The organism is Chryseobacterium defluvii (genome assembly GCF_014204415.1).
Taxonomy (GTDB): domain Bacteria; phylum Bacteroidota; class Bacteroidia; order Flavobacteriales; family Weeksellaceae; genus Chryseobacterium; species Chryseobacterium defluvii_A.
On record NZ_JACHLE010000001.1, the window covers coordinates 847,269 to 862,960 of the forward strand.

The following is a 15,692-nucleotide window of genomic DNA, read 5'->3' on the forward strand; positions in this document are numbered from 1 at the left end:
AAGCAATCCGACAAATATTTAACCGATTAATGCCCTGGTACTTTCTGAAAGGATCCGAATACTGCTTTCCATTTCATCAAAATTAAGATTACCATACCCCAAACGCATAGCAGTAAGTTCCTTATTCTGATAAAGTAGCGTTCTCGGCAGAAAAAGGTTATTTTGAGAACAATAGCGGCTAAGCTGCATCAGATTGACAGTGGTTTTCCATTCAGCCCATACCGCAAGGCCGCCTGAAGGCTTATTAAAACTAACATGGTCCCCCAAATATTCATTCAATAAATCTATAAAACGGTCTCTTCTTTCCTGATATACCTTCAATGACTTCTTGAGATACCTATGAATTTCCCCTTCAGCAATCATCTCACCCAAAACCTGTTCCATCAGGATATCACCCTGCCTGTCAATAATCCCTAAATATTTCCGCATTTCTTTCATTAAATTCTCAGGTGCCACAATAAACCCCGTCCGGAAGCCCGGTGCCAGAGATTTCCCGAAAGAACCTATATAGATCACCATCCCATTGGTATCTGCACTGGCTAAGGGAAGAATAGGACTCTTATCGTAATGAAAATCATAATCATAATCATCTTCCAGGATCGCAAATCCATACTCATTGGCAAGGTTCAGCAATTCCAGCCTGCGTTGCGCGCTTAACGTTACAGTAGTAGGGTAGTGATGATGAGGAGTAAGATACAGCATCCTTATTTTCTGTTTTTTACAGATTTCCCGTACCCCTTCCACACTCAGCCCTTCATGATCAACAGGAACGGAGACTATTCGAACGCCCGCTTTCTGAAAGATCATATTCACGGAAAAGTAGCTTAAGTCACCCACCAATACAGTGTCTCCTTCTGAAAGCAGGATTTCCGATACGATATAAATGCTCATTTCCGTACTTCTGGTGATCAGGAGATTATTGCTGGAAATGGATAATCCACGGGACAGATTCAGATAGTTGGACAGGTTTTTCTTGAAGAATTCGCTTCCGTCATGATTATAATGTCCTAATACTTTGTGGGCTTTACGTTTCATTATAGAACTATAGATCCGGGAATGTTGATCGATCTGGGTCAGCCTTATATCCGGAACGCCGTCATTGAACATATATTCACACTCAGAATGTTCAAAAGGATTATCTAAAATATTGGTGGTTTTAAAAGAAAAACCCGTTATCTGAGGATAAAGCCTGAGATTACTCTTATCGAAGTTTTTAATTTTTAATGGTTTTTCCTCATTCTTACCGATAACAAATGTTCCCTTATTCGGCAAACTTTCCACCCATCCCTGTGCGAATAATTCATCATAAGCGGACACAACAGTATTCCTGTGAACCTCCAGAATATTACTTAAGGTCCGGGTCCCCGGAAGTTTAGCACCTAAAGGAAGCGATCCTCTTTGTATGGCGTTGATCAGTTGATGAGCTATCTGCATATAGATGGCAGTATCTGATTTTCTGTCAATTTTTATAAAACTCTGATAAGGAATTTCAACCGGACTATCCATAAATTAAAAACTGGCACCATGGAACCATCCGGCAATATACTACATTTGACCCAAAATAAAAAAATAATGACATTCCATCTTCTATTGCAGAAAATAGTGCAGGATAATACAACCCACGCCAAATGGCTGAATACCCTTTCCTTCATGGAAAATGCAGGAGCCCGGAAAATTTCAGCATGTGAGCATCATTCGCAGGTAAACCTTATCCAGCTGAAGCATGCCGCAGAAGAGCACCGGCACGCCTATTATCTGAAAAAACAGATCGGGAAAATAGATCCGGATCTTTGCAATACCTATGAAAGGGAAGAACTTTTAGCCTCTAATGCCACCAGACAATACCTGCATTCCTTAGATATTCAAACCTGCCGCTATCTTCAGAATACTTTCCAGCTCAGCCGGGAAGAACTGAAATATGCAGCCTACCTGTTTGTAACCTATGCCATAGAAGTACGTGCAGACGAATTATATCCCGTTTATCAGGAAATATTAACCCAAAAGTCTTCTAAAATTATGGTAAAATCCATCATTCTGGAAGAAGAAGGGCATCTGGAGGAAATGATTAGCCAGCTTGATGATTTTTCACCGGACTGGAAATCACACGCTGAAAACATATTAAAAATAGAAAAGAAATTACATGACCAATGGATAGCAGCCATTGCTCAGGAAGTATAAACCAATATGAACCAAGGTCATCATCATCTTCGAGAAGCTCTGGAAAAAAGGAGAATAGAAGGGACTTTAAGATCTTTACGTCCCCGATCCGAAGGAATAGATTTTTATTCCAATGACTATCTTGGGCTGGCTAGAAATGCAGAATTACAACATTTATTACTGAAGCAAATTAATGACCAGCCACATTTGCTATCAGGCAGTACCGGATCAAGGCTCATCAGCGGTAATAGCTCTGAGGTCATAGCAGTGGAAGAATCTATAGCCGGACATCATCAGTATCCTTCTGCTTTGCTTTTTCCATCAGGATATAATGCCAATTTAGCATTGCTTTCCACGTTGCCTGCCCGCCATGATACTATTATCACGGACGAACTGGTGCATCGTTCCATACATGATGGCTGCAAACTGTCCAATGCCCGGAAATTAAAATTCAGGCATAATGATCTTAAAAGTTTGGAAGACAAATTAAGAAAACAGGATGGACACTGCTATATTGCCATAGAAAGCCTGTATTCTATGGATGGGGATCTGGCTCCGCTCAGAGAAATTGCCGAAATAGCAGAAAAATACTCCGCATCTCTTTTAGTGGATGAAGCCCATGCTTTAGGGGTATTTGGAAATGGGCTTGTAGCAGAATATCAACTGCAGGAAAAGGTCTTAACCACTGTGGTCACTTACGGAAAGGCGTTTGGGGCTCATGGAGCAGCAATTTTGTGTAATGAATTAATCAAGGCCTATCTTATTAATTTTGCTTCGCCTTTTATCTACAGTACCTCATCACAGGATCTGCAGTGGAGAGCCATAAAAACAAGTTATGACTACCTGAAAAATAATGATCTCTCATCCAGATTGATGGAAAACATCAGGATCTTCAGGAAGCAGGGACTACCAACCCCTTCAGCAGAAAACAGTCCTGTACAGGCCATTATTATACCGGATCATCATAGGTTGAAAGAACTTCAAAACACTTTATTTGAAGAAGGCTTTCTTACCTATGCAGTCTACAGCCCGGCAGTAAAGGCGGGAACTGAAAGGCTCCGTATCTGTTTGCATAGTTTCAATACTGAAGAAGAGATCACAAAACTTACCCAAATCATTCAACATTATACCTAACAAATGATCAGAGAGAAATTATTCGTAACGGGAATAGGGACGGGAGTAGGCAAAACCGTCTGCTCCGCTGTCCTGGCCAGGTATTTTGAGGCAGATTACTGGAAACCCGTACAGTCCGGAGATTTACATTATACGGATAGTATGACAATTAAAGATTTAACAGGAAATGATGTTTTTTGCCATCGTGAAACGTATCGTCTGAAATTAGCGGCTTCTCCTCATCAATCAGGAGCAGAAGAAGGGATATGTATCAACACAGATGATTTTAGCCTGCCCGAAACTCAAAGATCCCTTATTGTGGAAGGAGCGGGAGGACTTATGGTTCCCCTTTCTGACAGGGAGCTTATCATTGATCTTATCGAAAAACTCGATCTGGCTGTTGCTTTGGTGGTAAAAAACTATCTGGGTTGTATTAATCACAGCTTACTTTCCATAATGGCGATCAACCAAAGAGAACTGCAGTTAAAATATTTAATCCTCAACGGAGATTTTCCTGAGGATACGGAGCGGGTCATCTGCAGCTACGTAAGCATAGAAACCACAATCATCAGAATACCTGATCTTGATCCGCCTACAAAAGAAAATATAGAAAAGACAGCTCTTGACTTATTTAACAAATATAAACCACAAAGACACAAAAGTTTCCTGCCGTAAAAACACCTTAGTACAATTATAATTTTCAAGAATTAATATGTGTATTTATTATACCTCATACGAAATGTGAAATTTAAATAACAAATCTTTTGTGTTTTTTGTGGTTAAAATAAAAGCTTAAGCAAGTTCAATAATTAGAAAATATAGAAACGTATCAATAATGAACAAAAAAACAGAAATCAGGAATGACTGGACCAAGGAAGAAATAGAAGAAATCTACCATTTACCCTTAATGGAGCTTGTCTATAAAGCAGCCACTGTTCACCGGGAATGGCATAATGCTTCAGAAGTACAGATCTGCACCTTATTATCCATCAAAACAGGAGGCTGCCCGGAAGACTGCTCCTACTGCGGACAGGCGGCACGTTATCATACCAATATCAAGGTACAGGCTCTTTTACCTACCGAAACCGTTATAAATCATGCCCGGAAAGCTAAAGAAAGCGGTTCATCACGTTTCTGCATGGCAGCTGCATGGCGAGAAGTTCGTAACAACAGGGATTTTGACCGGGTGATTGATATGGTAAAAGGAGTAAATGATCTGGGACTGGAGGTCTGCTGTACCTTAGGAATGCTAACGGAAGAACAAGCTTTACGCTTACAGGAGGCCGGATTACATGCCTATAACCATAATCTTGACACCTCGGAACAATATTATGAAGAGATCATCTCCACGCGTACTTTCGATAACAGGATCAATACCATCAATAATGTAAGAAAAGCCGGGATCACAGTATGCTCAGGAGGAATCATCGGTCTTGGGGAAACCCACCGAGACAGGATCTCTATGCTTCTTACACTGGCTACAATGCCCAAGCATCCTGAATCTGTTCCCGTGAATGCCCTCGCAAGGGTAGAAGGCACTCCGCTTGAAGATCATCCTAAAGTTGATACCTGGGAAATGGTAAGGATGATCGCTACGGCAAGGATTGTAATGCCTTCTTCGGTGATACGCCTGAGTGCAGGACGGATAGAAATGGACGAAACAGAGCAGGCATGGTGCTTTATGGCAGGAGCTAACTCCATATTTACGGGAGAAAGAGAAACTCTGCTGGTAACCCCGAACCCGGGCGTATCAGAAGATATGCAGATGCTTAATAACCTGGGATTAAAACCAATGATCAAAGAAAGCGTAAAAACAACATGTACAACGAGCTAAAAGAGAGGGATAAGGCAGTTAACTGGCATCCGTATACCCAAATGAAGACGGCAGGAGATGCCATACCCATTACCCACGGCAAAGGAGTTTACCTTTATGATAATGAAGGGAATAAATATATTGATGCTGTATCCTCATGGTGGGTAACCCTTCACGGGCATGCTCATCCTTACATTGCCCGGCGGGTATTTGAACAGCTGAATACACTGGAACAGGTGATCTTTGCCGGTTTTACCCACGAGCCGGCAATAAAGCTTTCAGAAAACCTGCTGCAATTGCTTCCCGATAACCAGAAAAAAGTTTTTTACTCTGATAACGGCTCAAGTGCAGTGGAAGTGGCATTAAAGATGTGCATACAATATGCATACAATCAGGGAAAGTCAAAAACAAAAATAATAGCATTCAAGGATGCCTATCATGGGGATACTTTTGGAGCTATGTCTGTCAGCGGAAGGAGTGTCTGGACCAATCCCTTTAAGAATATGTTGTTTGAAGTTATTTTCATTGATACTCCCAATCATGAAAATATTAAAGACTTAAAAAAGCAGATCAGCAACATAGCGGCTGAGACCGCCTGTTTCATTTATGAACCATTAGTACAAGGATCAGCAGGCATGGTAATGCATCAGGCAGAAGATTTGAGTGAACTTATGAAGTTTTGCAGGCAGCAGGAAATACTGATGATACAAGATGAAGTCTTTACGGGATTTGGACGAACGGGAAAATTATTTGCAGCAGATCATCTGTCGGAAAAGCCCGATATCATGTGCTTTTCAAAAGGATTGACAGGTGGAACAATGCCTATGGGGATCACTACCTGTTCGGATGAGATCTATAATGCGTTTTTATCTGATGATAAGCATAAAACCCTTTTCCACGGGCATTCCTTCACAGCCAACCCTTTGGCCTGCACGGCGGCTCTGGCCAGCATGGAGCTTTTATTACAGAAGACTACACTCTCGGATATTCATCGGATATCTGAACAGCACCGCCAGTTTACAGATATCCTTAAAAATCATCCCCAAGCTGATAAAGTCCGCCAGACAGGAACCATCCTTGCCTGGGAGTATAAAACCCATCAGAAAACCTCTTATTTTAATGAAATTGGGAAGATACTGCATCAGGAATTCCTTCAAAAGGGAGTGCTTATCCGTCCGTTGGGAAATGTAATATACCTTGTTCCTCCTTACTGCATTACTTCTGAAGAACTGGATTTTGTTTATAATACGATTATACAGATTATAGATAGGAAACGGATCTGAATCTGAATACTTTATAAATTCATATGCATCCCAAAAATCAATTCAGAATCGTAAAAAACAGGGTGAGAAAAATGATTCAATAATGGTTTATTAAAACCTTAACACGGCTTTATCAAGATCATGATACAGAAGAATCTGCCAGTGCTTTTCTTCAGCCTCTTTTTGCCATTTTTGCCTTAGTTCCATAGCTTTTCTGCCATCATGGTCACTTTTATAGGCAACATGATATTTTAAATAAGATTCCTGGGGAAGATTATCTGCACCGTAGAAAGCAATCTCCCCATTTTCACTGATCCAAAAGACCTGCATATAAGGAGTATGACCACCCACCACTTCAAAAGATACCTCATCTGTTATTTGCCCCTCATCCTCATTCATCCATATAATATTGGTAAGCCCGGCAATTTTTTCCAGAATATCAAGGTCAAATTGCTGATTACCTTCATTTTCTCTTGCCAATTCCAGCTCACGCTTCTGGATATATATTTCAGCATTGGGAAAAACAGGTTCAAAACCTTGATCTGTAGACCGTATAGCCCCGTCAATATGATCTTTATGAAGATGTGAGAACAGGATTTTGGTGACCTGATCGGGATGAATGTTTTCTTTTTCTAAAATTTCCAAAACAACCGTTTTCCCGTTCTTATTTTTCCACCCAATACCTGTATCCAGAAGAATATGATCTTTTTCAGTAATGATCAGGAAAGGCTGTACCGACATTCTGATTCCTTTAGCTTCATTAAAGTTCTCTATTGTCAAAGGGGTAAATTCTTTGTTTTTACTGACCGAAAAATTTCCCTCCTTTAATGGTATGATCTTCATGCAGCAAATTTCCTCATTATTTCTTAAACAATAAAATGTTTTCTTCGATACAGATTATCATCAAAACCGATCGTCTCATGAATTTCAGAATCCGTATACATAGAATTTTCCATCTTTGGGAGTTTTTTGGGGATCCTGTTTCTTAAATTTCACCCTAAATTTAGGTAATTTGCAGTATATCAATTAACTTTGAAAAAACTAATTACAATGAAAATAGAAATCTGGTCAGACGTTATGTGCCCGTTCTGTTATATCGGAAAACATAATTTCGAAAAGGCCCTTCAAAACCTATCTTTCGAAGATAAGGTGGATGTGGAATGGAAAAGTTTCCAGCTGGACCCATCATTGAAGCCTTCGGAAATTCAGGATACCCTCAGCTATTTTAAAGATAAAAAAGGATTTCCCGAAAACCGTTCCGTTCAAATGATCAATCATGTCACCCAATTGGGCAAGCAGGCCGGGATTGATTTTGACTTTGAAAATGCTCTGATCACCAATACATTTTCGGCTCATCAATTACTTCATCTATCCAAGATCTACCATCTATCTTCTGAAACAGAAGAAGCATTATTCAAAGCTCATTTTGTTGATGGAGAAAATATTGCCGATATTGGATTCCTCATATCTCTTGCAGAAAAACTGGGGATTGACGGAGAAGAAGCAAAACAGGTATTAACTTCTGACAGATTTCATGAAGAGGTGAAACAGGATATTTCAGAAGCCACTAATAATGAGATCACGGGAGTTCCTTTTTTTGTACTGGACGGTAAATATGCTGTTTCAGGGGCACAGCCTGTTGAAGTTTTTGAAAATGCCCTTCAGCAAGCCTATAAGGAAACCGTTACCATGAAAGACCTTTCCGATGATGATAGTAACTCCTGTGATACGGATGAATGTAAAATATAATTTCAAAATTCAATGATAAAGATAAACGACGATCTTCATTTCCCTATCTCTGAAACGCTTTTTGTTTTTGCCCTAGATTCTGAGGCGGGAAAAGAATTTAATGATAAAAATAAACTCATCACAGGCATCGGAAAAGTAAATGCCGCCATAGAGCTTACCCGACAAATTCATTTCAGAAGGCCTAAACTGATTGTCAACCTAGGATCGGCCGGAAGCAAAGGATTCGGTAAGGGTGATGTAGTATGCTGCACAAAATTCATTCAAAGGGATATGGATGTAAGAGGGCTTGGTTTTAGCTTATATGAAACTCCTTTATCTGGAATTCCTCCTGTTTTGGAATATGGGCTTAAAATGAACGGCCTGAAGGAAGGAATTTGCGGAAGTGGTGACAGCTTTGAGATGAACCATGCAGAAACGGATTACAACATTGTGGATATGGAAGCATATCCTTTAGCTTTAATTGCCAAAAAAGAAAATATCCCGTTTTTATGCTTAAAGTATATTTCTGATGATGCGGGAAGCGATGCGGCGGATGATTGGTCTGTACAGGTACATTTGGCAGCGGAAGCTTTTAAGAAGATATTATTTAGCTAAAATTTCTTTTTATTAATTCTCCCGCAGATTTAGCAGATCACGCAGATGTTTGTGTTATATTCTTTTGAACAGTTTATTATATCATAGGTATCTGTATCTGTTGGAGAAAACATTTTGGATTACAAGATATATTTAAAAAATCTGCGTGATCTGCTAAATCTGCGGGAGTTTAAATTTTAGTTCAAAGAAACTTCCACCTTTTTTCTCTGATAATTTTTCAATAAAAACAAAGTAACCAATCCAACGATTACTTCAATCAAAGCACTTCCCCAATAGATACTTTTCACTCCAAAATAGTGTGGAAGAATAAGCATCAAAGGAATATAAAGGATAAGTTGTCTCAGAAACACCAGAAAACTGGCTTTTTTACTGTCATTCACCGCAGGATAATAAGATAGGGCTAAAACAGTAATCGGTAACAATGGAAGAACAGAGAAAAACAATCTGAAATCCATGATCTGATTACTATTTACCGAATACCCAGGAAGCATTAAGCTTATCAATTGCTCAGGAAACAGGAGAGAGATAAAAAAGAAAGGAAACAATATAGCTACTCCCGCTACAATATAAGTTTTTAAAAATTTTCTTGCTCTTCCGAACTGACCAGCTCCGAAATTAATTCCCACAACGGGCTGTAATCCTCTCATTAATCCGAATAAAGGCGTTAATAAAAATAAAAAGAACCTATTCAGAACCGTGAAGAAAGAAATATCACTTTCCGTTCCATAAGCAGCAATAGCATTGAAAATAATGATACTTTGTACAACTCCCATCACAGAAAGGATCATTTCCGGAAGTCCTAATTTTAATATTTTTCTTCCGATCGAATGATCAAAAGAAACGGATTTCCAATTCATTTTAAATGAACTTTTTCCTTTTGCATAATAGTAAATTCCAAGAACAGAATAAATGATCATCCCGCAATTGGTTGCCCAAGCTGCACCGGCAACTCCCATTCCGAAAGTGGAAATAAAAATAGGTTTTAAGATAATATCAATGACTAAACCTACCGCGATCATTTTGGCAGCAGTTTTCATTTTTCCTTCTGCACGAATGAGCATGTTCAAGGCTAAACCATAGATCCAGAAAATAGTTCCGATGAGTGTTACCCGAAAATATTCAACAGCGATGGTTTGCAGATTTCCTTTGGCTCCCATCATTGCCAGTAATTCATGAGCGTAGATGTATGCAGGAATTGTACAAAGAAGTGAAAAGAAAATACAGAGAAAATTAAAGCTTCCGAAAAAATTATACAGTTTATCCTGTTTATTTTCTCCGATCCACATACTTACCGCTGCACCTGCTCCGGTTCCAACCAACCTTCCAAATCCCAAAACAATCTGAGACAAAGGATAAGCCATTCCCACCGCAGCCAGTGCTTGAGTATTGATCAGATAACCAACAAAAACTGCATCCAGAAAGTTATTGATCCCGTACAGAACAATCGCCGCAACGGCAGGCCATGAAGTTTCCCACATGACCTTTTTTACATCACCGGTTAAGATGAATGTTTTGCGGTCCATGTTTTTTCTGTATTAAATTGTTGAAAAGCAATTCGTTTTTCTACTTTGTACACTTCTTTTCCGGCAATAGCATTAATAATAATCGCATTTCTGTAAGCTCCCATTCCCAGATCCGGAGTTACAAAACCGTGCGTATGAAGTTCAGCATTTTGCACAAAAATACTTTCAGCGTTATCAATCGTGTAATGTCTGCTTACCTCAAATAATCCGTCATCTGTCCTGTTAATTACAGTTTCAATTCCTTGTAAGAATTTAGGTTCTTTGTATTTATATCCTGTTGCCAGAATGATGTAATCGGAAATATGTGAGAAGGAAACTTCATCTTGTACATGCGTAAAATTCAAAGCATAAGAGTTACCTTCCGGATAAACGCTGTCTAATTGACAGCTTGGTTTTAATTCTACATTTAAAGGTACGTTTCCAACACTCATTTCATAAAGGGTATCGAAAATATCATTGATCAGATCGAAATTAATTCCTTTGTAAAGCGGAGGTTGTTTTCCTAATAAATTTTTACGCTGTTGAGAAGGCATTTGATAAAAATGATCCACATATTCAGGAGAAGTCAACTCTAAGGTCAATTTTGAGTATTCCATTGGGAAGAAACGATCCGGTCTTGTAAACCAGCTCATGAATAAGCCGTTATTTGTTTCCGGAAGAAGATCCTGGAAAATCTCGGCTGCACTTTGTCCTGAACCGATAATAGAAACAGAATTGGCTTCTGCAATATTGACTTTATGCTCTAAATATTCTGAAGTATGGATTACATTCGGGTAGTTTTTACCTTCCATGAATTGAGGTAAATTGGGTTGAGTTCCCGTTCCCAATACCAATTTTTCAGCATAATAAGTGGTAACATCATTATTTTTTAAATCTAAAACATCAATAGCGTAAAGATTTTGAGTCTCATTAAAACTGATATTCTCTACTTTTTTACCGAAAAGGCAATTCGGCAACTGATTAACCACCCATTGACAATACAGGTTATATTCTTTCCTTAAAATAAAAAAATCTTCACGGATATAGAATTTATAGAGACGGTCTGTTTCTTTTAAAAAATTAAGGAAACTGTATTTGCTTTTCGGGTCTGCCATCGTTACAAGATCAGCCATGAAAGGGACCTGTAAAGTAGCGTTATCCAACATCAAACCGGGATGCCAGTCAAAACCTTCTGCCTGATCAAGAAAAAGGGCATTTACATGATCTACAGGCTCTAAAAGTGCTGCTAATCCAAGGTTAAAAGGACCAATTCCGATCCCGATGATATCATATTTTTGTTTATTTTCCAATTTTTTATTTTTTAAATTATTTTTTGAACCATTAAGATTTGAATTAAGTAGTTAAGAATATTAAGAGATTTCTCCTATCGTCGAAATGACAATCGCACTGTCATTCTGAATGTAGCGGAGCGAAATGAAGAATCTCACTTAATTACTTTAACTACTTAAAACAACTCTTAATGATAAAATTTTAAGTTTCAATTAAGCATTCTTTGCTTCCAGTCTGCTTTCAGGACATGCTTCCCAATAGTTTTCACGGGTACAGAAAGTAAGATAAGCTGTTTTGTGAGGCATTTCAATCACTCCTTCACGGGTGTAACCCAGTCTTGTAATGATGCGATCTGTAGGAACTGCATCTACGGAAGCTTCACCAATACATTTTCCAACTTCAGGAAGCGAGAAAATATAATCCAAAGCTACCTGAAAGGATTGAAAAGAAAACTTTTTATCTTTTTGAGTTTCCGCCACAAAAAAGTGAGTCCCGTAATCAGTTGGTAAAGCATCATAATAAGCTCCCACAATATCTCTCATGGGCCAATAAGGTTCAAAACTAAACTGCGGAACATCATTCACGTACCCAATAAAACTATGTTGTTCATCGCTCGGAAGGATCGTTCTGAACCAAAGTTCTAAGTCTCTTTTTGGTCCGTCCATTTTCCAGAAAGGTTTTGCGTGTTCCATATTGAACCACTCATGAACCATTTCAAAGTCTTTATCTATATCAAATGGTCTTATGCTGATATTTACATTTTCTTCCGGAAAATAGCGTGAATAAACGGTTTCTTTTGTTTCCGGTTTGATCAGTTTATTGGTGAAAAAGTATTTATTGAGAGGATTTGGAGTGTCTAAGAAAACAGCAGGATATTCTAAGGATTCGTCTGCTTCATTGATGTTTTGAAGGCTTGTGATCAGGTTTCCTTTGGTGTACCAGCTTCTTGTATTGATAATGTAGTTTACCAATCCTGTTTCATCTTCGTTTTCCAATTCTCTGAATGCTTTGTACACAAGATTGATCAGTTTTCTTTCTTCTGCTAATCTGTTGCATCCTAATGCATTCACAACTCCTAAAATATTGTTCGTTACTAAATAATAAGTGTATTTCGGAGCTAGAGATTCTTCATCTATGATAGACTGGCTTTCATCTGCAATTCCCGGAAGTGCTTTGGAAACCATTTCTTTTCTTCCTTCTCTGAAAAAGAACCCCTGATTGTCTCTGAAATAGATCTTCGCAGGGAAACCTTTTTTATCAAGCTCTATCATTACATTCTGCTGATGGAATTCACAAGCCAAACCGTAAGTATTTAAAATTCCTACAATAGGTCTTACACAGACATGAAGATACTGTTTGAACCAATCTAAAGCCACTTGTTCCACAGGTAAATCCAAGTCTTGAGCCGCTTGTTCAATAATATTCTGCAATCTTGAAGGCTGCCCGAAAATTCCGTCCTGACAAAGAGCCGCTAGTAGAGTTACATTTTTATCTTCTCCCTGAAAAGGGTTTCTTCTGATACTGATATTAAATCCATTGATCACTTTTCCGTTAAAAGTAACGGCAATGAAAGCCGGATCTACCATGAAATCTATTTCAGGATAGTCTTTTTGCAGGCTTTTTCCCCAATCTGTTTTCAGCAATCTGCTGATATCATGACCTCTGTGAAGTTCAGGATATAAGTTAATTCTTTCCGAATTGGTAATCTTTACATGTAAGGAGAATTTGTACATCCATTTATTAGTTTCACTATAAACGGTTCTTACGGAGGAAGTAGGAGTGAAGTATTCTCCATAATGTCCCAATGCAAAAATAATTCCCTGTTCCAGCATGATCTGAATATTTTCCTGGCTTAACAGATATTCCGCTTCCCAAGGATGCATCGGAACAATATGGTAATCCGGAAATTCATCCCATAATTGTTTGTGTTCTTTATCCAGAAGAGGATATATTTTTTCTCCTAATTCTTTGGTTATTGGTCTTCCGTCTGCATTTTTCTCAATGATATTTTCAGGATTGATCAGGAAGTAAAATAACTGGAATTTCCCTGATGTTTCCGGAGAATATTTTAACAGATCTTCAGGATTGAACCCTTGTTTTGATTTCGGAACTGGGTGAAGAATATGTCCTAAAATAAGGGATTGCTCCGCCTCAATGAAAGACATTTCAAATGCATTAACCTGTTTGTTATTTTCAGCAAGATGATTTAAATAAGTGGTAAGATTTTCAATGCTGTTATTCAACCTTTTTAAGATAGTAGAAGCATCAATATCCGGATAAATTCCTCTTGCATATTCCGCTGTAAGAGACATGAAACCATAAATATCCACTTCTGAAACTTCATCTGTTTCAAGGACTCTTCTCAGTACCGGAAAATCAAAAAGGTGTCTTCCGCTTTCTGAAAAGTAGTTTACCGGAACATAGACATCGCATCCGATGGACGAAAAATCAATTCTTATATGCAGATTGGTTGGTGTTTTTTGAAGGTGTTTTGCAATGGCTTCATCATATTTCGGAATTCCCAGGTAACGGCTCCAGTTGGTAAATTCCTTCATGTAGCAGTTGATGAATGCCGTGTAATTGATCTTTTCTGCGTATTCCGGTATATTAGTTAACTTCAATGTATTCATTTCCATATTGTTTTATTGTGGTTAGTATTGATTGGATGTCTTCAATGGTGGTTAAAGGATTCAGGATGGTGAATTTCAGGTAAAACTGTCCGTTCACTTTAGTTCCCGCTACAAGAGCATTCCCGTGTCTATAAAGCTGTGATTTGATGAAAGTATTGATCCTGCTAAGATCAAAAGTTTTAAATGGATCTGCGGAATAACGAAAAACCAAAGCAGATAGATCGGAACGGTTCAGTAATTCAAAATGAGGATCATTTTCCAAAAGAGTAGCCGCTTCATTGGCTGTATAAATGATTCGCTCGATATAATTTCCTAAACCTTCTTTACCTATAATTCTAAGGGTGAACCAAAGCTTCAAGGCATCAAATCTTCTGGTAGTTTGGATAGATTTATTAACCTGATTCGGGATCTCATTTTCATCATGGTCTTTCGGATTCAGATAATCTGCATAATGCGTGATCAGGTTGAAATAATTCCTGTCTTTTACCAAAAATCCGCTGCTGCTTACTGGCTGAAAGAAAGATTTATGATAATCTACTGTTACGGAGTCTGCATGCTCAATTCCTTGAATTAAATGACGGTATTTTTCAGTCAGAAGCAATGCACATCCGTAAGCCGCATCCACATGGAACCAAAGACTGTATCGTTTGGCAATTCTTGCGATATTCGTCAATGGATCAATGTTTCCGAAGTCCGTTGTTCCGGCTGTAGCAACTACTGCAATAGGAATATTTCCATTTTCAATCTCTTTTTGAATGGCATCTTCCAACAAAATACTATTCATTCTGAAAGAACGGTCGGTTTTAATTTTCACAACAGCCTGTTCGCCAAGTCCTAAAATGGAAGCACTTTTCTGTATGCTGAAATGTGCCGCTTCGGAAACAAAAACTCTGAAACGATGGGCATTTTCAGGCAATCCGTTTTTCTTGATGTTATGATTGAAATATTTAATGGAATAATAATCTCTTGCCAAAAGCATTCCCATTAGGTTACTTTGAGAACCGCCACTGGTGAAAATTCCGTCTGATGATCTTTCAAAACCGATCTCTTTACATGTCCACTCAATCAGCTTTTGCTCCATCAAAGTTCCGCCTGCACTTTGATCCCATGTATCAAGGGAAGAATTGATGGAACTTATAAGCATTTCCGCCGCAATCGCCGGTATCACTACCGGACAATTGAGATGGGCTACATATTTTGGATGGTGAAAGGCAATAGCATGTTGTGTATAAAGGGTTCTTACTTCTTCAAAAACCTCTTCATAACTTTGTGTAGGATCATTAAGATCAATGTTCTCAAACTGTTTTCTCAACTCTTTCGGGGATACTCCGCTGAAAGGTTTGTGAGCTTCTTCCAAAAACGAAACTACGCTCTCCTGAGCTTTGTACATTACGTTTTGGTATTCGTGAATGTTGATATCACAAAATAAATTCTCCAGATTTGGGAAAAGGAATTCCTTCTCCGAAACCGCCTGTTCGGTAATAGCTGTGTTCATAAAATACTGGATTTGGTGTTTCTTTTTATTAGGTTTAGATTGAGGTTAAGGTTAAGATTTTACATAAGCATTAAATCTAAATCTTAG

At 38.5% G+C, this 15,692-nt stretch carries 12 protein-coding genes and 2 pseudogenes; 7 read left to right on the plus strand and 7 right to left on the minus strand.

What is annotated here, in order from left to right; translation table 11 throughout:
• Positions 1 to 18 precede the first annotated feature (18 nt).
• On the minus strand, positions 19 to 1,506 hold the full coding sequence (locus HNP38_RS03840) for a PLP-dependent aminotransferase family protein (RefSeq protein ID WP_184184710.1): 1,488 nt from the start codon (positions 1,504 to 1,506) through the stop codon (positions 19 to 21).
• Positions 1,507 to 1,572: 66 nt separating this feature from the next.
• Here HNP38_RS03840 and HNP38_RS03845 point away from each other — a divergent pair, with 66 nt between their 5' ends.
• The 5 genes and pseudogenes from HNP38_RS03845 to bioA form a co-directional block, all read left to right on the plus strand.
• Complete coding sequence (locus HNP38_RS03845; protein ID WP_184184713.1) at positions 1,573 to 2,178, plus strand: hypothetical protein; 606 nt, start codon at positions 1,573 to 1,575, stop codon at positions 2,176 to 2,178.
• Positions 2,179 to 2,184: 6 nt separating this feature from the next.
• Positions 2,185 to 3,291, plus strand: a complete 1,107-nt coding sequence (locus HNP38_RS03850; RefSeq protein WP_184184716.1) for an aminotransferase class I/II-fold pyridoxal phosphate-dependent enzyme — start codon at positions 2,185 to 2,187, stop codon at positions 3,289 to 3,291.
• Between the two features lie 3 nt (positions 3,292 to 3,294).
• Positions 3,295 to 3,945, plus strand: coding sequence for a dethiobiotin synthase (gene bioD / locus HNP38_RS03855; protein ID WP_194299326.1), 651 nt, complete (start codon positions 3,295 to 3,297; stop codon positions 3,943 to 3,945).
• A gap of 160 nt (positions 3,946 to 4,105) precedes the next feature.
• Positions 4,106 to 5,104, plus strand: a complete 999-nt coding sequence (gene bioB / locus HNP38_RS03860) for a biotin synthase BioB (protein ID WP_184184719.1) — start codon at positions 4,106 to 4,108, stop codon at positions 5,102 to 5,104.
• Positions 5,089 to 6,336, plus strand: a pseudogene (gene bioA, locus HNP38_RS03865) (adenosylmethionine--8-amino-7-oxononanoate transaminase); the annotation flags it as partial. The gene bioB and the pseudogene bioA, both read left to right, overlap by 16 nt.
• Here bioA and HNP38_RS18165 read toward each other — a convergent pair.
• Positions 6,289 to 6,408, minus strand: a pseudogene (locus HNP38_RS18165) (hypothetical protein); the annotation flags it as partial. The pseudogenes bioA and HNP38_RS18165 overlap by 48 nt on opposite strands.
• 48 nt (positions 6,409 to 6,456) lie before the next feature.
• On the minus strand, positions 6,457 to 7,188 hold the full coding sequence (locus HNP38_RS03870; protein ID WP_184184725.1) for an MBL fold metallo-hydrolase: 732 nt from the start codon (positions 7,186 to 7,188) through the stop codon (positions 6,457 to 6,459).
• Positions 7,189 to 7,395: 207 nt separating this feature from the next.
• On the opposite strand from HNP38_RS03870, the gene HNP38_RS03875 reads away from it, so the two are divergent.
• Positions 7,396 to 8,094, plus strand: coding sequence for a DsbA family protein (locus HNP38_RS03875; protein ID WP_184184728.1), 699 nt, complete (start codon positions 7,396 to 7,398; stop codon positions 8,092 to 8,094).
• A gap of 12 nt (positions 8,095 to 8,106) precedes the next feature.
• The gene (locus tag HNP38_RS03880; RefSeq protein ID WP_184184731.1) at positions 8,107 to 8,688 is read left to right on the plus strand and encodes a nucleosidase; all 582 of its coding nucleotides are present in this window, start codon (positions 8,107 to 8,109) and stop codon (positions 8,686 to 8,688) included.
• Positions 8,689 to 8,864: 176 nt separating this feature from the next.
• Here the strand turns inward: HNP38_RS03880 and HNP38_RS03885 are convergent, their stop codons facing one another.
• The 4 genes from HNP38_RS03885 to HNP38_RS03900 form a co-directional block, all read right to left on the minus strand.
• Complete coding sequence (locus tag HNP38_RS03885) at positions 8,865 to 10,211, minus strand: MATE family efflux transporter (protein ID WP_184184734.1); 1,347 nt, start codon at positions 10,209 to 10,211, stop codon at positions 8,865 to 8,867.
• Positions 10,187 to 11,500 (minus strand): lysine N(6)-hydroxylase/L-ornithine N(5)-oxygenase family protein, encoded by a 1,314-nt coding sequence (locus HNP38_RS03890; RefSeq protein ID WP_184184737.1) that lies wholly within the window; start codon positions 11,498 to 11,500, stop codon positions 10,187 to 10,189. Before HNP38_RS03890 ends, HNP38_RS03885 begins: the two co-directional genes overlap by 25 nt.
• Before the next feature lie 192 nt (positions 11,501 to 11,692).
• Positions 11,693 to 14,110 (minus strand): GNAT family N-acetyltransferase, encoded by a 2,418-nt coding sequence (locus HNP38_RS03895; protein ID WP_184184740.1) that lies wholly within the window; start codon positions 14,108 to 14,110, stop codon positions 11,693 to 11,695.
• Complete coding sequence (locus HNP38_RS03900; RefSeq protein ID WP_184184743.1) at positions 14,088 to 15,605, minus strand: pyridoxal phosphate-dependent decarboxylase family protein; 1,518 nt, start codon at positions 15,603 to 15,605, stop codon at positions 14,088 to 14,090. The genes HNP38_RS03895 and HNP38_RS03900 overlap by 23 nt, the downstream gene beginning before the upstream one ends.
• Positions 15,606 to 15,692 lie beyond the last annotated feature (87 nt).